Origin of the sequence: Wenyingzhuangia sp., assembly GCF_039768515.1 — a bacterium.
GTDB lineage: Bacteria > Bacteroidota > Bacteroidia > Flavobacteriales > Flavobacteriaceae > Wenyingzhuangia.
Window position 1 is genome coordinate 26924 of sequence record NZ_JBDNAI010000038.1, and the last position, 6000, is coordinate 32923.

Genomic DNA, 6000 nt, shown 5'->3' on the forward strand with positions numbered 1-6000 from the left:
CTAACTTTTCATAAGTTCTCATTTTGGGTTTTGACACATACGAAAACAACAAAAGCGGCAACTTTAAAAGATATTACTCGTCAAATTTTATGATGTAAACTAAATTGAAGCTGTTTTTTTTGCCAAACATCAGTAGACTGGTTCAATACACCTAGTTGGACTTTTAATCCTTTTTTTATCATATACCCAATCCCAAGATAAAATCTATTTCTGTCATATAACGCAACACGATTGCCTTGACCAGTATTTCTTTGCCCATTGATAAAAATCTCATTATATGAGGCAAAATAAAGGGTTCTACTCTCAAACACAGCTTTATTAATCGGCACATTCAAAAAGATATTGTACCTGTAACGCGTCCTAAAATCCTGATTTTCTACAAACCTTTGTTCATAGCGAAATCTATGTTGGGTATAAATTCGTTTACCCAATTGAACAGGAAAAAGTGCTTCCTGATAAATTCTATTTTCTAATTTGGTTACTTGACTTGAACCATATACCCCAGTGGTGATATTTCCATATCCAAGAGTTAACTTAAGGAATGTTTTACTAGGGCTATATGTAATTCCTCCGCGAAGTAACAACTGCTCAAGATCTCCTCCAAGATTCCAATTACGGTATTGAATATCACCTTGGATTCCCCAAGGACTTTCTTTAAACGTTGTGTTGAAAAAATACATATACCATGCCCCTAATTTGTCTTCCTCAACCTGAGCAAGTGCTAGTTTAGGAATCAATAAAAAAAACATCAGTTGTAAGATTATACTTTTTTTCATCTTTTGATCTTGATATCGCGTTGTCATGTATTATTTGTTTCGAAAACAAAAATACTAATTTCGAATTAAGAACTAAAAGAGATGTTTGATTATGATATTCTTACCACTCACAATAATCAAGAGTATTATAACTCTCAAGTTTCGTAACAATTTAAAAATGAAATAAATAAATCATATTTAACTATACTGATAAGCCTTATCGAATAGTGATTTAATTCTATATTATTCTTATATTTGCACTATTAAATTTAGAATAAACAACATGGAAAAACCAAAAATCGGATTTATTGGACTTGGCCTTATGGGCGCTAATATGGTCGAAAATCTACAAAACAGAGGATTTGAACTTACAGTGATGGATCTTAACAAAGACGCGGTAGAAACTGTTATCGCTCGTGGAAACGCAACTGAAGCGTCATCACCAAAAGAATTAGCCGAAAATAGTGATATCATTATGTTCTGCCTTACAACTTCTGCAGTAGTAGAAAAAATCGTATATGGTGAGGATGGTATCTTAGCTGGTATCAAAGAAGGGTCTGTTTTAATTGATTTTGGTACTTCTATTCCTGCATCTACACAAAAAATAGGAAAAGATCTTGCTAGTAAAGGAGCTGGTATGATTGATGCTCCCCTAGGTAGAACACCTGCTCACGCCAAAGATGGATTGTTGAATATCATGGCTGCAGGAGATAAAGAAACTTTTAACAAAGTTAAACCCGTTTTAGATGAACAAGGAGAGAATGTATTTTATCTTGGGGCTTTAGGTGCTGGTCATACAACTAAATTGATCAACAACTTCATGGGAATGACTACAGTCGTTGCGATGTCTCAGGCTTTTGCAGCTGCAGAGCTTGCTGGTGTAGACAAGCAACAACTTTTTGACATTATGTCTTCGGGGCCTTCAAATTCTCCGTTCATGAAGTTTTGTAAAAATTATGCGGTAGACAACGTAAGTGATTTAGGTTTTTCTATTGCTAATGCAAACAAAGACTTAGGTTATTTTGTTCAAATGATGAATGATTTAGGAACCGTTTCTAAGATCGCCGAATCTACATCTACCAACCTACAAACAGCATTTGATGCTGGAATGGGTAGTGGTAATGTTCCAGAAATCTTTGACTACTTTGTAAAGTTAAAAAAATAAAAAGCTACTTAATAGTATATATTTTAAAAGGTTCGATTCTATTCGAACCTTTTTTTATGTTTTAAAATTATAAAAATAAGGGTTACTACTTTAGCCCCCTAGATTCGAGACCCCTTTCATATTTGTTGTGAATTAAGATGATTGCCAGTCCAAAAAGCACCGCTGTTATAATTAATACCGTGCTTATTAATCCTGTCACCCCAAAAGACATCCTTATTAAGATTGTTGACACTACAAATCCTGAGTTTCTAATGATTTTATGAAATTGATCTGTGTAAAAAAATGAAATCAAAAGGAGGACTACATCCACTAAAATTAAAACTGTAAAAAATTCATCAAAAAACAGATCATTGATGGTTTGAAAACTAGGTAGATTATTTGAACTTAACGAAATTCCCGCAATCCAATTGAATAGGGTAATTAGTGCCATGACGAAAAACAAAGGAACGAGGACCAAGGCAATAATCTTTTTTCGTAAAATGAATCTTTCGATAATCAGCCTGTCACGATCTTTCAACTGCAATTTGAGCATTCCCTGCTTTTGAAACTGATAAATCAAATAAAAGAGTATGATTGACGCTAAAATATCATACGTAAACTGTAAATCCCCCTTGACCTCAAACCAATCAGAAGTTAATTCTAACACTGATAAATCCTTAAATAATTTTCGAATAATGATCAATGCAATGATTTCGTATTGCTTAGTGATGTATGTGGTAAATGATTTTGGCAAATAATAAATCAACAAATACACCTCATAAATCAGTATAAAAGAGAAAGGAGTATAAACTGCTGATATTGGATTTTTAAACAATTCAGATTCTTGAAGAAAACTAGTGACTCCAAATTTTGACAAATAAGTAATCCCTAAATGAATCACGAAACCCAATAACGCTACATAAAGTGTTATTTTCTCAATTTTCTTTTTTGTGGATTCCGACAGAAAAATTTTGTAAAGCTTATCAAATACGCCCATTTCACCTTTTTTTAAACGATTTTACTCGTCGTTATATTATAGCTAATCTACATGTAAGCCTAATTGAGTAACTCTATCAAATCAACCTATCATGATAACTTGTCGTACTCTGTCCTAAAATCATTAAACATAGAACTTACAATTTGTTTAGGATCTCCATCAGTTAGACTTTCAAAGGAAACATAACCTTTATAATTTACATCTTTCAATATTCTAGCAATCTTTTTCATGTTAACTGGCTCTGCAACTCCATCTACATAAACCAACTCTTTGATGAACCAGTAGTTAGAGTAAGGTGCAAGTTTTTCAATTTCCTTGTATGGATCACCACTTCTCAAACTTCCAATATCCAGTATGAGTCCAAACCATTCTGAATCTACGCTTTCTAGAATTTCGATTACCTCATCGGCTTTGTATAAAAAATCATTGTGATGTTGCATACCTAGAACAACTCCTGTCTCTTCGGCATATTTCACACAAGTTTTAAAATCAGATACCATCCATTTTTTAACTTCTTCCTTTGAATGTCCTGTATATCTTCCCTTCCCTGCAAAAACACGCATAATTGATGCCCCTAATTTAGAAGATACTTGTAACCAGTTTTTTATCATATCAACATCCGCTGCCCTTGCAGGTTGATCTGGACTTACAAAATTATTTCTTACTCCTGTCCATGAGATATTCAAACCTAATTGTAATGCTTTCTTCTTTAACTCAAACAAAGTTTTATCTTCAGGAATTTGAGGATAATTATCAAAATAATAACCTGTTAAATCAACAGCATTTAAACCAATTGAAGAAGCAAAATCCATCATGTCAAAAAATGTCATCTCTCCACTTTTCAACAAACTATTGAAGGTAAATGCATTAACACTGAACTGCAACCTGGAAGGTTGTGAAGGATTTTTTAATGGACTTGCAAAAAGGCTATGTGCACCCAATAAAATAGGGGTTACCGCTAAACCCTGTAGCAAAAGTCTTCTTTTCTTATCCATCTTTTTGTCCATTTTTTAAATTTATTTAATCCTCTAGTCAATTGCAGTAAACTTGAGTAGTCCATTTGTTAAGTCTTTAAATTTAGTAAATAAAACTCAAATGGTAAAAACAAGTAGTCTTTATCGTGCTCTTCATTATATCCTTTGCATTCTAAACAGAAGGTAAAGTCAACGACTTCCTAATTAGATATTTTCCTTCCTATGAATCGTATAACTTTACCTGAACCATTATGAAATTCTCCTTCATTCAAATCGACTTCAACTTCTTCAAGTTTAATGATTTCAAAATTTGTAAAGTCTTTCTTGATAGATTCCACTGAAAAAAGCATTTCACTCTTATTAGGACCCCCTACTTTTGGGTTTATGTTTCTCATTTCTAAATGATTTTTACTAAAGCCTTCTAGAATAATTATCCCCCCATCTATTATCAAATCCGCAATTTTGTGGTGATATATGGATACTACGTCTGAGGGGAAATGAGCAAAAATTAAAGCAGCAACATCATATTTTTGATCGACAAGCTTGAGGTCAAATAAATTACCGATTTCATAATTGATCATTACCTTTTCTTTTTCCGCAAGTTTCAATGCCTTTTTCTTTCCTTGACTACTGATGTCAAATGCCGTGACTTCAAAACCTTCTTTTGCAGCATGGACAGCATTTCTTCCTTCTCCTTCAGCTGGTAATAACATCTTTCCGTTCAACTGATATTCAGCTATGGTAGCTTTGAAGAACAAATTAGGTTTCGTACCATAAGCATACGTATCCTTTGCATATCTGTTGTCCCACATTTCAAACCCTTTATTCATATTTTTTCTTCTTTTGTATGATCCTTAAAATTTATCTCAACAACAACCAGAGATTTTCGTTATGCATCATGTTCGTTTGTAAGACAGAATATATCTTTTTGTCTGACTTACCATTTTTCTTTAGCTATATCTGGCCAAACATACTTCTCATAGATACTCTTGATAGCATTCCTTTGTGCTAAAGATAAATTGGTTTGTTGCGCTGCTTCAATATTTGCCAATGCCTGTGTAGGACTTGACGCACCAGGAATTACACAACTAACTTCTTTGAACATCAAGATCCACTTCAAAGCTTTTGCGGCTAAATTTGAGTTTGGCGGGAATTGATTTTTGATTTCTTCTACTGCCAGCAATCCATTTGCATAGTCTACTCCTGAGAAAGTCTCACCTTTATCAAACATTTCTCCGTTTCTGTTGAATGTACGGTGGTCATCTTCTTCAAATTGAGTAGAATGTGAAAATTTTCCTGTCAACAAGCCACTAGCCAGAGGCACTCTTGATATTATTCCAACATCCTTTTTTGCTGCTTCGGAAAGAAAGTATTCAGCAGGGCGTTGCCTTAGCATATTGAAAATAATCTGTACGGAAGTTACATTGTCATATTCAATCGCTTTTAACGCTTCATCAATCTTCTCTACACTAACTCCTAAGTTTAAAATTTTCCCTTCTTTTTTCAAAGTACTAAACAATTCAAAAATCTCAGGTCGGTAGTAGGTTTCTGTGGGAGGACAGTGTAGCTGAATAAGATCTATAGTCTCCAAACCCATGTTTTTCAAACTATCTTCTACAAATTTTCTTAATTCTTTTATTTGATAAGCTGAGTCGGTATGAGGAGATAATTTTCTTCCACATTTTGTGGCAACATAAATTCTTTCACTTCGAGAACGGACCAAACGACCTATTGCTTTTTCGCTTTCTCCATCATTATATACATCGGCGGTATCAATAAAATTAACACCACTGTCTACTGCCTTATTTAGAATTTCATCCGCATTCTTATGATCAAAAACACGACCCCATTTGCCCCCAACCTGCCAAGTACCTAATCCAATTTCAGAAATCTTAAAACCTGTTTTTCCTAATAACCTTTTGTTTAACTCATTCATTCTCAATTAAATTTTACAGTTGAACAGTGAATCGTTTGCCTATCACAAAACTAACCACAAATAACAAAAGTAAACTTTTAAATGAAATTCTAAATGAAACTATTCCAACTACTAGAAACCAACATTTTGCTATCCGACGCGACAATATGGTGAGCTATCACCTCATTTCTTACTTTGTTTTTATTTTATAAATA

Annotated in this window: 6 protein-coding genes; 1 reads left to right on the forward strand and 5 read right to left on the reverse strand. The window is 33.5% G+C overall.

From position 1 onward, the window contains the following. Positions 1-80: 80 nt before the first annotated feature. A complete protein-coding gene (locus ABF281_RS02470) occupies positions 81-776 on the reverse strand; it encodes a DUF2490 domain-containing protein (RefSeq protein ID WP_347180115.1) in 696 nt (231 codons plus the stop codon). A gap of 253 nt (positions 777-1029) precedes the next feature. Here ABF281_RS02470 and ABF281_RS02475 point away from each other — a divergent pair, with 253 nt between their 5' ends. Continuing rightward, a complete protein-coding gene (locus ABF281_RS02475; protein ID WP_347180120.1) occupies positions 1030-1920 on the forward strand; it encodes an NAD(P)-dependent oxidoreductase in 891 nt (296 codons plus the stop codon). Positions 1921-2005: 85 nt separating this feature from the next. Here the strand turns inward: ABF281_RS02475 and ABF281_RS02480 are convergent, their stop codons facing one another. The 4 genes from ABF281_RS02480 to ABF281_RS02495 form a co-directional block, all read right to left on the reverse strand. Then, complete coding sequence (locus ABF281_RS02480; protein ID WP_347180116.1) at positions 2006-2896, reverse strand: hypothetical protein; 891 nt, start codon at positions 2894-2896, stop codon at positions 2006-2008. 89 nt (positions 2897-2985) lie between these two features. Beyond that, positions 2986-3891 carry a sugar phosphate isomerase/epimerase family protein gene (locus tag ABF281_RS02485; RefSeq protein ID WP_347180117.1) on the reverse strand — a complete coding sequence of 302 codons (906 nt, stop codon included), beginning with the start codon at positions 3889-3891 and terminating at the stop codon, positions 2986-2988. A gap of 179 nt (positions 3892-4070) precedes the next feature. Continuing rightward, positions 4071-4700, reverse strand: a complete 630-nt coding sequence (locus ABF281_RS02490; RefSeq protein ID WP_347180118.1) for a class I SAM-dependent methyltransferase — start codon at positions 4698-4700, stop codon at positions 4071-4073. Positions 4701-4807: 107 nt separating this feature from the next. After that, positions 4808-5806: an aldo/keto reductase gene (locus tag ABF281_RS02495; RefSeq protein WP_347180119.1), complete on the reverse strand. Its 999-nt coding sequence runs from the start codon at positions 5804-5806 to the stop codon at positions 4808-4810. Positions 5807-6000 lie beyond the last annotated feature (194 nt).

Excerpts from the sequence above, each read along its gene's own strand:
- ABF281_RS02480 (WP_347180116.1), bottom strand. The coding sequence starts at position 2,896 with ATGGGCGTATTTGATAAGCTTTACAAAATTTTTCTGTCGGAATCCACA.
- ABF281_RS02490 (WP_347180118.1), bottom strand. The coding sequence starts at position 4,700 with ATGAATAAAGGGTTTGAAATGTGGGACAACAGATATGCAAAGGATACG.
- ABF281_RS02485 (WP_347180117.1), bottom strand. The coding sequence starts at position 3,891 with ATGGATAAGAAAAGAAGACTTTTGCTACAGGGTTTAGCGGTAACCCCT.
- ABF281_RS02470 (WP_347180115.1), bottom strand. The coding sequence starts at position 776 with ATGAAAAAAAGTATAATCTTACAACTGATGTTTTTTTTATTGATTCCT.
- ABF281_RS02495 (WP_347180119.1), bottom strand. The coding sequence starts at position 5,806 with ATGAATGAGTTAAACAAAAGGTTATTAGGAAAAACAGGTTTTAAGATT.